Below are 17,255 nucleotides of genomic sequence, written 5' to 3' on the forward strand. Positions count from 1 at the left end.
AGGTCTCCTTTCCTAACCATCCCCCAGCCCGAATCCTTCGGGTCCAAATTTTGGGGGATTCAAATGTATTTTACTTTGTCTGTCTTAGTTCTTGACGCAACGCACGCGGGCTTCTTTTAGCGGTTCGTATTCAACGCTATAACCACGAACAGATACTTGCACGTAAAAGTCACCAGCCAACTTCGGAAGAAGATAACTTTCAATTTCTTCACGTTCTTCTTCATCATCAGTTAGTTCAAGAACAAGTTGCAAGAAAGCAATTTCGTCTTCATCCGGCACACTTATATGGTAAGAACCCGGTTTGTAAGAATGGTATTGGGCATGCAAATATACCGTATCCATCGGCATAAGGTTAAAATCAAACCTGTTGTAGAACACGCCGATCAAATCCTTTCCATAGGCCGCATCCAAATTAGAAGTTCTCCAATTTTCATTAAGCAGGTTTTTAACATCACCAACATAATCCACCAAGATATTCCATTCCCCGGGACTCGAGACATGCCAGCCATCGGGACAGATTCCCTGGTGTGTTTCACCAATCAAACTATCTTCAGCAGCTTCCGTCATGTACTTGTCATCGATTTGCATGGCTTCCGTCCAAGTATAGAGTCCTTCGGAATCATACTTGAGATCTTCAGCCATCCATTCATACTTTTTCCCTTCGTATTCAAAGCTGATTGTCTGGTACTTATGTCCATCGCGCGGGTCAGTCATATTTCCCGTTTTGTGGTCAATTGGTATCTTGAGAGAATCGATATGTTCTTTTGTCGTCAAGTCCCAATAATACCCATTGCAAAGGAAGTAACCCGATTCAATCAGTTCGCCTTCAAGTACCATGGCCTTATCGAACTTTCTGTATTCGCCCCAAAGGTCGGCAGTACAGAGTTCAAGATCCATATAATTCAAAAACAACAGGATGCCGAAATCGTATTCACTTTTCGAAAAACGCATACTAATCGCATCTGGATTAGCCTCGTCCTTTTTCTTGATATCGTCTTCACCAACACCCTGCATTTTGCTCAATTTCCTTGCAGAGCTATAGCCCTCTCCGGCGAGATCCTGCATAATCGAATCAGCGAGAACACCATCATCGGCAAAATCATTGGCAAACCCATCGATGTAATCTTGCAATTTGGAGCAATCAATATCGTCATCAGCATTATACCAATCGCGCCAAGAATTCCATTCAGGCTGTTCATCGATAATTCGGCTGATATTGTACAGAGTTCTGTCACCATCCGAAGAATTGTAGATATTCAAGTCTTCAGCAGAAGAAACATCGATCTTGACGCCGAACGCACCAAAAACTTCCTTTGCAGCTTGTTTTTTGGCTTCGGCAAAGGTCTTGCCCTCCTTGACCAAATTCAGCACACGCTTGAATTCAAAATGAGTCAAGAGGTTAATGTTTACGGTTTCGCGTTTTTCCAAATTGGAAACAGCATCAAGGCGCATCGGGCAGCTAGAAACTTCACCCGTGTATTCTCGCTCGTAGTATCCTTCTGCGGAAAGAAGCGCATATTGGCTTTCCAAATCGATACCGTCAAACTTGAAATCGCCATCATCATTGGTTGTCTTGGTTGTAAATTCTCTGCCTGTGGGCTCAAGGCTTCCATCTGCCGACGTTTCTCTAAGGACAACATCCGAACCCTTCACGAAAGGCCCCTTCTGCACAGAACCACCAACTTTCTTACTAGCGAGCGCGACAATGCCTTCGCTCTCTTCGCTGGTGCCTGCCGTTTCTGTGGAGCAGGCCGTCATCATCGCACCGAGCGCAAATGCCGTCCCAAGCCATTTTTTCACATTCAAATTACATTGTTCAAACATCTTTAAACTCCTTTACCCGATGTGGACTTGCCACGATTAATATTATCTGTCAGAGGGAAAAACTGGAAATTAAGTCTGCACACTTTATCCGGGCGGCGTTCTTCAGCCACCATCGAAATAATGTGCTTGCGGAATTCCGCAATTTCGTCGACAACCTTTTGGTAAGTTTCCTGCGTTACACCCATGGTGATACCGCTAAAGTGGCGTTCTGAGATTGGCAACTTATCAAGCGCTTCAAGCGCAAATTCGCCCATCTGGCGCAACAGCGAATGTACCGCAACAGCAACCACATTCAGGCGCCCCGTACTAAGCGAATGGTTTGTCTGCTGGTAATTGCCTTTCACGTCACGAGAAAGCAGTCCTGATTTCAAGAGGAAACTCAGACTCGCGCTCACATCGGCCGCCGAAATCGGGAACTTGCAAGCCTTAGCGATTTCAAGCGGTTTTGCACCCGGCATCGCGACAGCTAATTCACGCACCACGGAATGCTTCCATGTTTCGTAGAATGTGTACAGGTCACTCCCGAGAATCTTTACATGGTGCGCGGTACTTAGCGCCTGCATTTCTTCGAAACATTTCTTTTTCTGAATGTCCGATTTCGCATTTTCATAGCGGACCATCAAAATAAAATAGTCGTATTCAAAGCCGAGCATGCCCATGGCAAGTGCAGCTTTCTTGGCACCTTCTTCTACCAAGCGGGTTTTGCCATCGCAAACCAACTTTAAATACGACCCCGAAGCAAAGCCAGCAAGCCTTGCAAATTCGCGCCACGTAAATGCAGAACAACGTTTCCGTTCGGTGTAGTAGTCCTGAATGTACTGGCGATAGTCTTTGTATTCAATAATCGACTTCATAACAATCATAAAATAGATTATTACTTCGGCTCATGCAATATTTTATAAAAAACAAAATTGCCGTTTTTAATCAAATTTAAGCACTTTTTATTTCACAGCAAAGAAATTTTGATTTCATAAAACAAAATAGACCAACATATAAAACAAAAAGGCTCCCGCATTTAGCAGAGAGCCTTTCATACACTTTTAGAGGATGTATTTTATTTCTTGAGCAACAGGGCCCTGTCTGTCACGCGGCCGTTCACCTGCAGCACGCCGATATAGCGCCCGTGAGCGATTCCCTCGGCAGCGACCGTTTCGGAATATTCACCTGCAGCGCGCTTGCCAAGATCAAAGGCCTTCACGATACGGCCCTGCATATCCATAAGCGAGAACTTCACCGCCCCCGCATCAGGAATCACGAAACGGAGAGCCACATGACCATCGCGGAACGCGGCGCCGAGAGAATGCGTCACTACGATTTCGCGAGCGCGAACACCCGTTGTTTTATTAATATTGACTTCGGCCTTGGCAAATTTGCTCCAGAGGGTATCTCCCTCGACAGCGACACCAACGCGGAAATCGACAACATACTCACCACCAGCATTCTTGCCCAGTCTTTCAAGTGAATCAAGCAGAGCCTTGCTAGCGGATTCAACTTCAATCACCAAAGCATACGAAGTGTCCGCCACAATCGCCTTGTCGAGCAACTGTCCAACAACATGTTCTGCAGTGGCACCACCCTTACCATAATTCAGACTAACTTTCCCCACATTCGGAACATTGGGCATTCCCCGCAGCAACGGATAGCTCTCGCCATCCTTGATATACCAGACAGAATCGAAGTCGAAACCCTTGAAGGTAGCCTTTTTGCGCAAGTCCGCACTGCTCACGTCGTTACCCACCCACGCGGATTCCGTGACGGCGCAGGAATCGCTATTGTAGTAGAAGGCAACCCCGCCACCATCGCTTTTTCGAGTCGAGCAATGGCGAGATCCGTCATACTCCTCAAAATATCCCGTGGCATAGTCATAATCCACCTTGCCTTCGTTATACCCGACAAAGGAGCCTATCTCCAGCATATTCGAAGCCGTTGCAGACGAATCTCCAAGGTATTTGACGCGGCGCTTCAAATTACCCGTAGAATAGGAATTGTTTATGGCACCCTTGTTGTTCCCGGCAAATGCGCCTGCATGGTTAAAGCGGCCCTTGATATCGCCCGTAGCAAAGCACATATCGATGATTCCATGCGTGTTGTTGACCGAAGCGAAACCACCGACATAGAACAGGCTGATGTTGTTGAGCTTTCCTGCCCAATCGATATTTTCATTTTCAGTCTCCTCGAATATATCGCCTGTAGCAAAACTCCGCCTAATGGTACCGTCGTTCCTGAAGACGAATCCGCCGGCGCCATCCCTGGAAACGCGAATGGAGCCCGTCGCATAGCAACGTTCAATCACACCGGGAAGTTCGTTGTTATTTACAAAGCCCGCATCCCCATTTTCAATATCAATCGTAGTGTAACTGTCCGTAATGGTGCCACCGTTGCTTACCGCAAACCCAGCAACATACCAACCAGAAGAAGACTTTAGTGAACCCGTTGCATAGCATTTGCTTATAGTGCCCGTATTGTAATTGACAAATCCCGCTCCTTCTGTTTTCGATTCTATAACAACAGACGAGTGGCAATTCTCTATAACCGCATTGTTGTTGTTCACACGGACAAATCCCTCCCCGTCTTCAATGTGGACTGTTGTGTAGCAATCGCGGATTACGCCACTATTGTCACCGACCAGCCCCGCACCGTTAACAATCTTTCCCGATGCATTGCTATTGGTGATTGTGCCCCTGTTCACGCCGATCAGCCCGGCGCCATATTCGACAGAGGCTGTCGAATAGCAGCTGTCTACATCTGCGCTAGTCAAGCCAACAAGCCCACCGACAGCAGCCCCACTGTAAGCATCTATGCTCTCGCCAGTTCCCTTGACATTCCCGGTCGCATACGACTTGGAAATATTCCTGCTGGTCATGCCGAAAAGTCCGCCCACATAACGTCTGCCGGTTACATCCATCGCTGTATGGAGCGAGGCAAAGTCCTTTTTGCCATCGGCTTCGCCAATAAATCCACCGACATAGTCGAGGCCCTTCACGGTTCCCGACACTTCAAATTTTTCGGCAATTCCGTCGTCCTTTCCGATAAGGCCACCCACATAAGATCCTGAAGTTTCAATGCCCGTCGTAACAGAGCAGGCCGATACGGTGCCGCGGTTAAAGCCAGCGATGCCGCCTACATAAGATCCCGTAGATTCAATATTCACCGAAACGGTACATGCCGATACAACACCTTCGTTTTTCGCCACAATGCCGCCAGCATAGTCTGCGCCCAAATGAAGGTCTCCATTTAACCTTGAGCTTTCGATTGTTCCTTTGTTTTCATACGCAATTCCAGCTCCGCCATGAAGTGCGCCCCTAAGAGTCAAATTGCCCTGAGCGCCCTTTATGGTGCCGTTATTTTCCCTTACAAAGCCCGCTAAAATACACGTGTAGATATCCTTCTTGCTGCCTGAATAGACCAATCCCGTATACGATGCATTTTCAATAACGCCGTTATTAATTTCTACGAGACCAGCCCCATAGTCAGACGCCTCGACACTGCCGAAGACCGACACATTCTTGATGGTTCCCTCATTTGTAGAAGCGATAGCAGCTGCATGAGACGTCCCATGAGATTCAAATTCCTTAAAAGTCAAACTATCGATAACGCCGGTACTGCCAATCGAATCAATAAAGCTAGTTACCTCACTCGTTCGCGTATAAATATACAAGCCCGTAATCGTGTGACCAGCGCCATGAATTTTACCTGTAAATACATTGCTTGTATCTTGGATATCAAGTCCTTTGACATAGTAACGAATAAGTCCGATGGGCTTAAATCCACTCCTGTAATAATCAACCTTTTCGTCTTTAGAGGCAGAGGCGTCAATGTCATTTCCTAACCGGTAAACCGATGAAAGTTTATACTTACCCAAGCCAATCGATTTCAGGTCACTATAGGTCTTGATGATGAACGGGTCGCTCTCGGTACCAGAACCGGCAAGGTGCATCATCGTCGAATCCCTGTATTTATCAGGAGTAAACTTTTGATTGATTGTACTACCGATATAGTAAGCCTTTGTTATCCAAGTCAGATAAGGGTATGTGGTATCAGCGGCAATTTTCCAGGTATTCTTGAAATCCCAATCCTTGTATGTTTCCTGTTTAACCATCTGCTGCGTATTGCGAAGTTCGCCCATCGCCGTCATGGTGACAAGCCATATTGTACTATCGTAATAAACCGACGTATAAACCGACTTGATATCTTTACCAGTGATTCCACCAAATTCAGAGGTTCCCACGACATTGCCCGCGCCAAAGGAATTTTCCACCCAGACCGTATTCGAGTAGCCAATCAATCCGCCAACATCCTTCTCACCCAAAACCGTTGCAAGGGAATAGCAATCGGAAACGCGATTTTCATGAGAACTCACCAAGCCGCCCACAAGGCCGCCCACATAATTTACACCAGAAACGGTATCCCTCGATGCACTTAACGAAATGGAGCCCTCCGTCTTCTTTCCGACAATTCCGCCTACATAGTTTCCACCGAGAACTTTATTTTTCACATAGATTCTTTCAATATCCGCACCATTATCGACACCCGCAAGAACACCGACATAGTTTTTGCCACGTACCACGCCCTTTTCACGGTTGTAACCGTATGAATAGCTTTCTCCAAAATACGAAGCTGTATCAAAGACAATGCCGCTTACTTTAGCACCCTTCGCCAAAGTCCGGAAAAGCCCAACAGAATCTTCGTCGGGGCGATTGATATTCAAGCCTGCTATAATCTTATTGTTCCCGATAAACACACCGCCGAATTCGCCAATCGGTTCAAAGCCCTTGCAAACGGAGCTGTCAGCATTGCAATTTTCCTTAAACGAAATCGTAGCATCAATGTTGCCCATCAGCTTGTAATGCTTATCAAGCCCGTATTCGTACTTGCCGATATACTTGAGATCATCGTAATCGTAAATCTTGTAAGGGTCTATTTCTGAGCCAGCACCGGCGAGCACGTTTACCGTACCGTCATCTACAAGCGTACCCGGCAATATCGGGTCCATGCCCTTGAAGTACGGGTAAGAAACGCCTTCCTGGATTTCCCATACCGATTCAAAGTCATAATCCTTATACGTCGACTTTAACAGCATCTCCTCAGTCGTCTTGCCCTTTCGGCTAATTCCAGCAACAGTGCTGTCAAAGAAACATGTACTGTCATCCACCACTTTGCTACTACCGTCCCCAAGAATTCCTTCGGCAGCGTATTCGGGAGCCTTGAACATGCTTGCTGAATAAACGCGATAGACATCACGCATTCCATCACCAAAGCTGTAGTCATAATCGTTGCCAATAACGCCACCGACATTTTCATGGCCCTTGATAACGTTAACAGAGAACGCATCGGTCAACGTAACGTGGCTCCTTGTGTAGGCAATAATGCCGCCAACATTTTCCGTACCCTTGATCTTTCCGGTCGTTCCGACATAAACAACACTATCTGCGACACTGTAGCCAATCAAACCACCTACAGACCATTCGCCCCGAACATCGCCATTTAAAGAAACGACATGGCTCACGACAGCATTGCGTGATTCGCCAATCAAGGCGCCCACAACCCAGGAGCCAACGACCTTCGTGTTTTCAAGCGTCAAGTTTTGGATTACGCCACTTTCAACATATCCAAACATTCCTGTAAAGTCGCGGGTGGGCTCGTCAATTGCCAAATTCTTGATGGTATGATTCTTGCCGTCAAACGTTCCGTAGAAAATATGCACGCTATCGCCTATGGGTTCGAACTTCAAACCTTTAGCATCGATATCGGCAGTCAGTTCGTAATTTCCAAACAGCGGGTACGCAAGGTCGCGCCCAATTTTTTGGAGTTCTGCAAAAGTCGAAATTTCAATCTTATTCGGGATAGCCACATGACTCGATGTTCCCCACACCGTATCCGTACCGACAACCGCACCAATTCTGTAGCCATAGTACAAAGAATCTCTGCAAAGGGAATCATTTACAAACACCGGCTGCACAGAGCCTGTCCACTTTCCAACAAGTTCGCCATCCACCTCAATGAGTGAGGCTACCACCGGAATTTCTTGCCACTTAGACACTACCGTCGGAATAGCAATTGGAATAAGAGCCTTTTCCGAGAAACGATTTTCTTTCAGATAGGGAAACGACTTGCCTTCGTCAATATCCCAAATTTTAATAAAGTTTCCCGTAGGGCTACTGCAATAACCCGCATATTCGTAATAAAAGCAGGTGTCCGTACCATCGATAGCATACTCGTCATAACCCACGGTATCCCAACCCGCATAAGATTCCCATTTTAACATCTGGGCTGTCGTAAGGCCAACACCACCCGCACTCGAATCGAGGCCCGAAATTTCGGCATTCCAATAGGAACTAAAAATCGAATCGGGAGAATACCCGACAAGTCCGCCCACATCACCATTCCCTTGAACTGAAGCTGCTGCATAAGAATGAATAATCTTCCCACCGGAACCAGCAATGCCACCGACATACCGTTTCCCTTTCACCGAACCCATGGCGAACGAAGCGTACACATAACCACCGTTTCCGACAGCACCGCCGACATGCGATTCGCCTTCAATGTTACCAAGGGAATACGAATACATAATTCCGCCCTTCTCGTTGTCGCCAACGATGCCGCCGATATCATCATCGAAATCGTATCCGTAAGAATTCAAGTTCATCAAGGAAACACTTGAATAAACCATTCCCTTGGAATAGCCAGCGATGCCACCCACATCATCAATCTCCGACGTTCCCGGAACAATCGAACCATTAGAACGAGAATTATTCACATAACCCGTCAAATAGCCGGCAATACCGCCCACATCTTTTTTCAAGGCTATGATATCTGCATCAACATAGGCAGTATCAAGATTCATGTCCAACTGGCCGACAATACCGCCCACCCGCTGCGAGCCTTTGACAGTCCCCTGGAAAGAGACATCCGCGATAGTCGCTTTATCGTTATAATCCTTCGTGGCATGGCCGGTAATACCGCCCACATAGTTTTGTCCCTGAACAAAACCGTTTGTCACCTTAACGTTCTTGATGGTTCCCATCAACTTTGCAGCCACCGTCGCGACATAGTTCGATTCGGACACCCTGCCCGTCACATGGCTATGATCAAAATTCAGATTGGAAACGGACCCCCCCAAGTAAGAAATAAACGCCACATCCCTTTCGCACGGGAGCCAAATATTCAAGTTGCTGATGGTGTGGTTTTGTCCATCGATATTCCCCCAGAAAATAATGCTGTCAGCAGCATCCTTATTCTTACCGATAGAGATAAAACCATTGCAGCCATCCGCATTGCACATTTCGTTTTTTGAAGCAGAGGCATCGATATCTTTTGTCAATACGTAATCCGAAGAATACAGATAGGCGCCCTTGCCTATCGCCTTCAAGTCTTCGTAGTCTTCAATCTGGAAAGGCTTTTCAGCAGAGCCATCCCCCTTCATGGTGCCATTTGCGGCAAAAGACTGAATCGCAAATAATGACAAAACGGCCGAAAAAACAAACCCGATTTTCATAATTCTCCTCGCTTATTTTATCAAAAATATACATTAATTCAGCACGTATTACAATGCCCCTACAAAAAAGGACCCCCCGGCATTTGCCGAGGGATTCCTCAAATGATGTCGCAAAAACTACTTCACCGACACGCGCTGCACCTGGGAACCAATACGCACCAAGTAATTGCCAGCGGCATTCACCGGAATTGCGAAGTTCTTGCTATGGACAGGTCCCTTGCGAAGGACATGGCCCTGCATATCGAATACGGTGTAAGAGCGAGCCATTTCAGAGATGCCCGACACCTGAATGTCGCGACCGACAGCCATCAGCATAAACTGCGGAACCTGTGCAACGGTCATCAAGCCTTCCTTATTTTTGCTAGAGCTACTAGACGACTTCGGTACAGAAGATGAAGAACTGCGCGGAATTCTCTCGAAGTGAGCAACAATTGTTGTATCGCTCACCGCTTTGAACGCAAGGAGCGGATCCTTATTATTCACGTCATCAGCCCAGTAAGCGAACTTGAAATTATCAGTGGGCAGCGCTTCAACCGCCACCACTTCTTCGTACTCGTATATTCCATCTTCTTTCAAGCCACCAATACTACCGCGACCAACTACGTCAACCTTCATGACAACTTTATAGCGAAGTTTTTCCCACTTGGCATAGAAATCCAACGAGTCCGTGGCATTTTTCGCGATGGATTTTACCGCCTCACCACTGAGTGTAGAATCGGCATACCAGCCCAAGAAAGCATAACCTGTACGCTTTGCCGTATCGGGAAGCGCAGTTTCAATTCCTTGCATATAGCTTGTGAAATACGAAGCCGTATCGCCATCGAAGGTATGGAAACTCACAGCATGTTCAACACCGCTATAATTCTTGACTACGCCAGAGAAGTTCGGATATTCGTCCACACCAACATTTTGTCCCCAGATAGAGCCGTTCTCGCCACTGTGCAACAAACGCGCCGCAGTTCCATTCTTGAACATTTCCATAGCCAAAGGTGTACCGCCATATTCTTCATCATTCTTATATTCCTGATAATAAGAATTCTCTATGGTCGTCCTTTCATCGTTCTCGCCAATCAAATCATACGTAATTGCACCCGTATATAAATCAAGAACCGGTCCTATATTGTAGCTATTGACAATGGTCAAATAATTCTTTTTCTCATAATAGTGCTTCCAGCCAACAAGGCCTCCACCGTAAGTACCTCTGTGCTCGATACGCCCGGCATTATAGCTATTTTCGATATAAAGATCAGTCGCCCCGACATCACCCCCCACAAGGCCGCTAGCACCGATTTCACCAGACCCCTGTTCATAGCTATGCACGGTAGACGTACTATAACAGTTGAGAACCTGGATGCCGCCCTGCGCCACGTATTCATAATGAATAGTCCTGCCCATAAGAGCGCCAACAAGATCTCTCGCCGCAAAATAGGATTTTTCGATACCCAGGTTCTTGACAACCACATCTATGTAATTGCCTCTCTTATCCACACTCGCGAAAAATCCCGTTCCCCTTCGTTTATCGTCCAGAGAATCGTTAAAATACAATCCCGAAACAGAGTGGAATTTGCCATCAAATACGCCTGCGAATTCCACTATGGGCGTCCATTCCAAGAACTTATGCTTTTCGGCTTCGTTCAGCATGCCGTTCTCATCGATCACATCCTGGTTTACCACGATATCGTTTGCAAGAGACCCGCAGGCATAATGCTCTCGTTCAACACCGTCCGTACCGCCCACGATGGCGGCAAAACCATACAGTTCCATGGCCGTCTTGATGACATAGCAGCCATCAGCATCCTTCGACGGAATTTCTTTCTTAATCCACTTAGCATAAAACACTTTGTTTCCTGTTTCAGCGGCAGTAATCTCAGCCACGGGTTCACCGCTATATTCGCTATCCGTATACCATCCGGCAAACACATAACCGTCGCGTGAGATTTTACGCGTGAGCGTAAGTCCCGTGCCTTCTACATACGATGTCGCCACATTGGTATCGACAACACCTCCAACAGCGTTATACGTAATGTTGCAAATCTTGGACAGTTTAGCCCAGAATTCCCTATCCCCTTCGGAATCAGCCAAGATATTTTTCACGGCATCGCCCGTAAGCTCCTCGTTTTCATACCACCCTTGGAAGACATAACTATCTCGATTAACATACGGAAGACTGAATTCGTAACCGGGAACGTACTTATCCGGATACACCAAGGTGTCGCCTTCGTAAGTATGCAGAATCAATGCAGCCATAGCACTTGATGTCATCCCCGTAATGGCATCCTTGAAAACCGGATACGGATCTGTACCCACGTCTTGTCCCCACACAGTTCCATCGGCATAATTATAGGTGTAGTTGCGCAGCTGATAGGCCGCGGTGCCATCTTTAAAGAAATTCTCAGGCATCGCGACAGCAAACGAATCAACTGTTCGCGAGGACGTATCCAAGTAAAAAACATTTTCAAAAACAGGGTACCGGCAATCATAGGTATTGCGTTTATCATATGTACCGACAAACCCTTGTCGATACCATGTAGAAGCATCCACCGCACCCGTGCTATATGCCCCTTCCACATGGGAACCACACCTAGGCTTGAAGAAGCCCAATACGCCGCCAGAATAGTGGGCCCCCATAATATTTCCTGTATTGTAGGCATTTTCCACAAAGACCTTGCCATCCAAATGACCGATAATTCCACCAGCGGCTTGATACCCACTTATCTCAGCCTCATTGTATGACGTCCTGATATAAACGCCACTGATATAATCGCCTTCTTCGACGGATTCGCCAACAATGCCACCAGAATAACTACCATGAACACTTCCAGTATTGCCGCATTTTTCAATGATCGCAACCCCACTAACAGAGCCTACCATGCCACCCGCAGCTTTAGCAGCTTTTATATACGCACTATTGGTAGAGTTCTCAATACGTGCCCTAGCACCATCGTATATATAGCCAACCATTCCCCCAGAAGCACCACCGCCACTCGAAGCAAAGAATCCTGAAGCCCTACAATTTTTGACAGACGCGAACCCCCCAGACACGAAACCATACACTTCACCAATCATTCCACCTGCATACTTTAAAGCCATCTCCACTTCTATTCGCACATGGCTAAAACAATTTTCTATAGACACAGCCGATCCGGATCCAACAGTCCCGACAATGGCACCAACATCATCGGTTTCACTGTAAAAATACGAATCCACAATCCCTAGATTCTTGACAACAGTTGTGTCCCCTTTCGAAGAATTTAATTCAGAGAAAAGACCTGCGGGCGTTCGCGCGGCAAACAATGTGGTATCCCGCATTTTTACATAATACAATCCTGAAACCGTGTGATTCTGACCATCAAAAACTCCAAAAAATTTGGACATCGGAATCCACGGGACAAAGTTCGCCGTATCCGCGACATTGAGCGAATCGTCTTCGGTCAAGACATTCTCGTTCACGACGATATCGGCAGTCAGCTTCACACACCCGCCAAACGATGGATTAAATGTACCCAGAAGATCGGCAAAACCGTACAGTTCCTCGGCACTAGAAATCTCGTAGCAATCGTCTACAAGTGCAGGAGTTTTAGGCGTAATCGTCTTTGCCGCATTTGCAAACGGGGCAAGCAGGGCGACGAGGGCAAACAGGATTCCCTTTTTCATAAACATGATTTCTCTCCTTCTCGGGACTATTAAAATAAATATAGGTATAAAAAAAGGAGATCCCCGGCCAAGCCGGGGATGACAAGTTGAAAAAAAGGAACCCCCGGCGATTGCCGAGGGTTTCCTTTGCATAAGAGATTCGTGAGAACTAGCTCAAGCGAGAAATCATGTAACCGGCGCAAACTGCAGTACCGATCACGCCAGCCACGTTCGGGCCCATAGCGTGCATCAGCAAGAAGTTCTGCGGGTCATACTTGGCACCTTCCACCTGAGAAACACGGGCGGCCATCGGCACGGCGGACACGCCAGCGGAACCGATGAGCGGGTTCACAGGATTGTTGGGAGTGCACTTGTTCATGATCTTCGCAAGGAAGAGGCCTGCAGCGGTCGAGAAACCGAAGGCAACCACACCCATAGCGATAATCATGAGGGTCTGCGGACGGAGGAAGATGTCGGCAGACATCGTGAGGCCCACGGAAGTACCGAGGAAGATCGTCACGATGTTCATGAGTTCGTTGGAGGAGGTCTTCACCAAGCGTTCGACAACGCCGGCTTCCTTGAAGATGTTACCAAGCATGAGCATGATAATAAGAGCAGAAGCATCGGGCACCACGAGGATGCACACGATCATCACCATCACGGCAAACACGATGCGTTCGGCCTTGGACACCTTGCGCAGAGCCTTCATACGGATCTTGCGTTCCTTGTCGTTGGTCATGAGGCGCATGATAGGCGGCTGGATCAGCGGAACGAGGGCCATGTAAGTGTAAGCTGCCACGGCGATAGGTCCGATGAGGTGCTTTGCTAATTTGTTTGCAGTAAAGATGGAGGTCGGACCGTCGGCGCCGCCGATGATACCGATAGAGGCAGCTTCACCGAGAGTAAAGCCACCGAAAGCCACGGCGCAGAACATGGTCGCAAACACGCCGAACTGAGCGCCACCGCCGAGGAGCAGTGTACGCGGGTTAGCGATAAGCGGTCCAAAGTCCGTCATGGCACCCACGCCCAAGAAGATGATGGGCGGGAAGAGTTCCAGGTGGATTCCCTGGCTGATGTAGTAATAGAGGCCTGCCGTCGGGGTAAACATACCTTCGATGCTCCAGCCACCATCGTAGAATCCCGCACTCGGGATGTTCACCGCCAGTGCGCCGAGCGAAATCGGCAAGAGCAGCAGCGGCTCATACTTTTTGACAATCGCCAAGTACATCAGGACGAAACTCACGATCCACATCACGATCATCGAAGGGGTGACGTATGCGAATCCGGTGTCGCCTGCGAACTCAACGACCGAATTTAAAAGAGAACTCATTTATCTGTACCTCTTAGGCGATAGTCATGAGAGTCTGGCCGTCGACGACAGTGTCGGTTTCCTTGACGGCAATGGAGTTCACGGTGCCGGCGCACGGAGCGACGACCGGGTTTTCCATCTTGAGAGCTTCGATGATAGCCACTTCCTGGTTGGCAGCAACGGTGTCGCCGACCTTGACCTTCAGTTTGAACACGGAGCCAGCGAGCGGACTCTTGACTTCGGTACCACCGGCAACAGCAGGAGCGGCGGCCGGAGCCGGAGCGGCAGCGGGGGCTGCAGCAGGAGCAGCGGCAACGGCGGCATTGGAATCAAGAACTTCTACTTCGACATCGTAGGTCTTGCCTTCGAAACTGATACGGACGGTTTTCTTCATTTTGATATTTCCTGGCTTAAAAGCCTGTTGAGTTTTAAAAGTTTACCTTACTTGACGATCGTCCAAGCAGGAGAGTTGATGTTTCTGTAAGCAGTCACACGGCAGGGCTGACCGATAGCCTGGGTCGCCGCTGCGGTCACGAGGGCGAGGAACTGGTCGTTGCTCATGCCCGGGTGTTCTTCGAGGGCTGCCACGGCGGCAATGCCGAGGAAGGCCTGGAGCTGCTTGTTGGTGAAGCCCGGATGAACGCTCTTTGCGTTCGGATCCCAGTCGCAATGGGCGGGGCCGATAGTCACCGGAGCAGCGGCAGCAGGAGCGGCGGCCGGAGCAGCCTTAACTGCAGGTGCCGGAGCCTTGTCCTTGTTGAGGCCGAGCTTGGCCATAATGAAGTTCATGAGGTAGCAGAGCACCGTGAGGCCCACGATGACGCACATCACCACAATAAGACCGGTTGCCTGGAATTCGATCAGGGAGCCGATACCGAAGGTGTCGGAGTCGCCCTTACAACCCTGTTCGGTCGAAAATTCGCCCTTGCAGTAGGTCGAGCCCAGCTTGGCCTTGGCGATGGGCAACACCTTGTGTCCGCCGGCGTTTTCGATAGAATCGCGAACGTCGCGTGCAAGAACTGCCTGATCGTAGGTCTTATAGAGAACCGAATGGTTACCAGCGTGGGTTTCCACGATCTTGTAAACCATGTCGTCATTCATACCCGGCATAGAAAGCTGCGCCTGGACCTGGGCTGCATCGGAGGGGAGCATGAGTCCGAGCTGTTCGTCGAACTTGCCCTTCACCTTTGCTGCAGGCTGCGGAGCAACGAGAGCCGGCTGCTGCACATCCTGGGCCGGAGCGGCGGGAGCCACCTGAGCTTCGGGTGCATTGGTCTGTGTTTCGTTCATATTGGATTCAATCCATTCTTTTGGGTTTCTGTTTTGTAAAAATCAGCGGTGAAAATTTAGAAAAAGCGACGCTTGAATAACGCCGCCGAAAGCTACATCACCCCGGTTTCGAGACCTTTTACGGGTATATAACGAACCGAACCATCAGGAGAGATAATCATGGCCACCCCGGCCATGTAATTCACCCATTTCCATTTTTCGTAAAAGCGCACATTCGCATGCCCATTCGTCGTGTAGGCAAGCAGTGGGACAATCAGGTAATCGTGTGAAACCAAGAAGTTCACCCGCTTCATTTTGCCCAAATTCGCCAAAATTTCATTTTGCAAGAGTTCTTCGCTGCGCGTTTCCAAGTCATAGAATACATCTGGGTAAGCCCCCAAAAAGGCATACTTGGAACATACCACCCAGCCGCCGCCATCGGAATTCGAATAGCTTTCAAACTTCACGCTGTCTTTCATGTACCAGTCGCCATCGAGTCCGGCAAGCACTTCTAAATCGTATTTCGACTGACCGTAGCCTTCGGCGATATTTTCGCAGGTTTCTTGAGTGCGAGTGTAGCCCGAATAGCCGAAATAGAATTTTTCCTGATTCACGGCAGCAAGGCGCTTTCCCAAATCCTGGGCATACTTTTTGCCGTTATCGGTCAAGTGTCCCTTTGGGCCTGTTTCGCCTGTGCGTTCGCTGTGACGAAGAATGAATACAGCCTTTTCGTCGGCAGCCAAATTCGCATAGACTTCGACCAAGTCGGTAAAGCCATCGGCTTCTTGTGGGGTAGCAAGGCGCCAGGCGCCCGCATCGTAAATGTAATAGTTATCATGAATCACGCGGCCTTCGCGAATTTCCCGGTCGTATTCACCCGGGCCAAAGCCCACCGTATCTTTTTCCATGGGTTGCGCAAGGCGCCACTGGAATCCATTTGCATCGCAAATAAAACGCACCGCCGAATGGTCCGACGTTTCGTAGTCATTTGCGAAATAAGCACTTTGGCCTTGATTCACATAAGTTACCGTGCCCGCATTCGCATCGGAGCAAGTTTCAAAAGCGTAAGCCAGCGGAATAAAGCCACGCATGTAGCGCTCAAAATTCGGCACATTTCCGCCATAGGTAGACGTTACGTTGTTTCGAATTTCGCCATAGCGCCAATTGCTATCGAGCCCTACAATCCAGTCTGCAACCTGAATTTTCCAGTTGGGATCATTCCACACGCCATCGCCCTTCAGGTCTTCGCCCAAAGTGCCGATAAAGTTCTGCGTTTCTTCTTTGCTTAAGCGATTCTGCATCATCGCCGAAATCGCAAGCAACACCGCGTTAGAATCCATTGCATACTGCAGGGAATCTACCCCGAAGGCCGCAAGCGTTTCGTACTTGGCGCGTTCTACCGCAGAATCCAACGGGACATGGTTCATCAAGTGCTGATCCACTCGAGGGCGAGCCAACAAATCCAATATACTATTCACGCTAACGGAATCAGTAGAATCGGCAGCAGCAATCTGTTCTTCAAGAATTTCAAAAACATAAAGCGGCGCATTGATTGGCTCAATCACTTGAACCGCCTGAGTATCGGGCTTTACCTCTGTCGAGCCCTCGTTTGAAGAGTCGCCTCCATTTACGACACCACCGCTGTTATCTGAACTACAGCCAACCAAAAACAGGGTCGCTGCCAAGGCTGCACCCAAACATTCCACACACCATTTTTTTCTCATA

8 protein-coding genes are annotated in these 17,255 nt (G+C 48.4%); all 8 read right to left on the bottom strand.

Features of this window, described 5'->3' with window-relative positions; translation table 11 throughout:
• Positions 1 to 84: 84 nt before the first annotated feature.
• Positions 85 to 1,824, bottom strand: coding sequence for an FISUMP domain-containing protein (locus tag QOL41_RS03050; RefSeq protein WP_283428606.1), 1,740 nt, complete (start codon positions 1,822 to 1,824; stop codon positions 85 to 87).
• A 2-nt stretch (positions 1,825 to 1,826) separates the two neighbouring features.
• The gene (locus tag QOL41_RS03055; protein WP_283428607.1) at positions 1,827 to 2,678 is read right to left on the bottom strand and encodes a TIGR02147 family protein; all 852 of its coding nucleotides are present in this window, start codon (positions 2,676 to 2,678) and stop codon (positions 1,827 to 1,829) included.
• A 200-nt stretch (positions 2,679 to 2,878) separates the two neighbouring features.
• On the bottom strand, positions 2,879 to 9,319 hold the full coding sequence (locus tag QOL41_RS03060; protein ID WP_283428608.1) for a M26 family metallopeptidase: 6,441 nt from the start codon (positions 9,317 to 9,319) through the stop codon (positions 2,879 to 2,881).
• A gap of 117 nt (positions 9,320 to 9,436) precedes the next feature.
• The gene (locus QOL41_RS03065) at positions 9,437 to 12,979 is read right to left on the bottom strand and encodes an InlB B-repeat-containing protein (protein WP_283428609.1); all 3,543 of its coding nucleotides are present in this window, start codon (positions 12,977 to 12,979) and stop codon (positions 9,437 to 9,439) included.
• 142 nt (positions 12,980 to 13,121) lie between these two features.
• On the bottom strand, positions 13,122 to 14,282 hold the full coding sequence (locus QOL41_RS03070) for a sodium ion-translocating decarboxylase subunit beta (RefSeq protein WP_073056321.1): 1,161 nt from the start codon (positions 14,280 to 14,282) through the stop codon (positions 13,122 to 13,124).
• A gap of 13 nt (positions 14,283 to 14,295) precedes the next feature.
• Positions 14,296 to 14,655 (bottom strand): biotin/lipoyl-containing protein, encoded by a 360-nt coding sequence (locus tag QOL41_RS03075; RefSeq protein WP_073321322.1) that lies wholly within the window; start codon positions 14,653 to 14,655, stop codon positions 14,296 to 14,298.
• Positions 14,656 to 14,702: 47 nt separating this feature from the next.
• A complete protein-coding gene (locus QOL41_RS03080) occupies positions 14,703 to 15,551 on the bottom strand; it encodes a hypothetical protein (protein ID WP_283428610.1) in 849 nt (282 codons plus the stop codon).
• 92 nt (positions 15,552 to 15,643) lie between these two features.
• On the bottom strand, positions 15,644 to 17,254 hold the full coding sequence (locus tag QOL41_RS03085; protein WP_283428611.1) for a histidine phosphatase family protein: 1,611 nt from the start codon (positions 17,252 to 17,254) through the stop codon (positions 15,644 to 15,646).
• Position 17,255 lies beyond the last annotated feature (1 nt).

This window comes from Fibrobacter sp. UWB10 (assembly GCF_900182935.1).
In the GTDB taxonomy this organism is placed as follows: domain Bacteria; phylum Fibrobacterota; class Fibrobacteria; order Fibrobacterales; family Fibrobacteraceae; genus Fibrobacter; species Fibrobacter succinogenes_O.

Bases quoted from the DNA above. Each gene is read 5' to 3' on its own strand.
- QOL41_RS03050 (WP_283428606.1), bottom strand. From the start codon at position 1,824: ATGTTTGAACAATGTAATTTGAATGTGAAAAAATGGCTTGGGACGGCA.
- QOL41_RS03055 (WP_283428607.1), bottom strand. From the start codon at position 2,678: ATGAAGTCGATTATTGAATACAAAGACTATCGCCAGTACATTCAGGAC.
- QOL41_RS03060 (WP_283428608.1), bottom strand. From the start codon at position 9,319: ATGAAAATCGGGTTTGTTTTTTCGGCCGTTTTGTCATTATTTGCGATT.
- QOL41_RS03065 (WP_283428609.1), bottom strand. From the start codon at position 12,979: ATGTTTATGAAAAAGGGAATCCTGTTTGCCCTCGTCGCCCTGCTTGCC.
- QOL41_RS03070 (WP_073056321.1), bottom strand. From the start codon at position 14,282: ATGAGTTCTCTTTTAAATTCGGTCGTTGAGTTCGCAGGCGACACCGGA.
- QOL41_RS03075 (WP_073321322.1), bottom strand. From the start codon at position 14,655: ATGAAGAAAACCGTCCGTATCAGTTTCGAAGGCAAGACCTACGATGTC.
- QOL41_RS03080 (WP_283428610.1), bottom strand. From the start codon at position 15,551: ATGAACGAAACACAGACCAATGCACCCGAAGCTCAGGTGGCTCCCGCC.
- QOL41_RS03085 (WP_283428611.1), bottom strand. From the start codon at position 17,254: ATGAGAAAAAAATGGTGTGTGGAATGTTTGGGTGCAGCCTTGGCAGCG.